The sequence below is a fragment of the Rhodosalinus sp. FB01 genome, assembly GCF_041365715.1.
GTDB lineage: Bacteria > Pseudomonadota > Alphaproteobacteria > Rhodobacterales > Rhodobacteraceae > Rhodosalinus.
In genome coordinates this window covers 1-376 of the sequence record NZ_JBGFSH010000087.1, presented here as the reverse complement: position 1 = coordinate 376, position 376 = coordinate 1, and the positions used below count along the sequence as shown (strand labels likewise).

The 376-nt window shown below is 69.1% G+C and carries 1 pseudogene; it reads right to left on the bottom strand.

Annotated features, from left to right (window positions below):
- Positions 1-376 (bottom strand): annotated as a pseudogene (locus tag AB6A65_RS16710) (ATPase); the annotation flags it as partial.

Genomic DNA, 376 nt, shown 5'->3' with positions numbered 1-376 from the left:
CGCTGCCAGGGCTGTTCCACATTGGCATCGAGCCGGATGCGCACGAGGCGGCGGGCCATCTCGTTGGAGAACTCCGGGTTGTTGCCGGTGGCGATCCAGAGGCAGCGGATCGGCAGCCGGGTCATCTCGGACTGCCCGAGAACGCGATCCTCCCAGAAGGGCGCCGTGAGCGCGGCAGCCACGGCCGAGCTGTCGAGCTTGGCACGCAGGTTGTCGATCAGGATGATCGAGGGGATCTGGCGCAGCTTGGCGGTGACGCGCTTGCGCCATTCCTCGTCGTCGCGCCCCTCGGTCATCACGCTCGCGCCCGCGCCGGTCAGGATCGTGGCCACGGCATCGACCATCAGCGTGGCCCCGGTCCCGGGCGTGGGCTTCT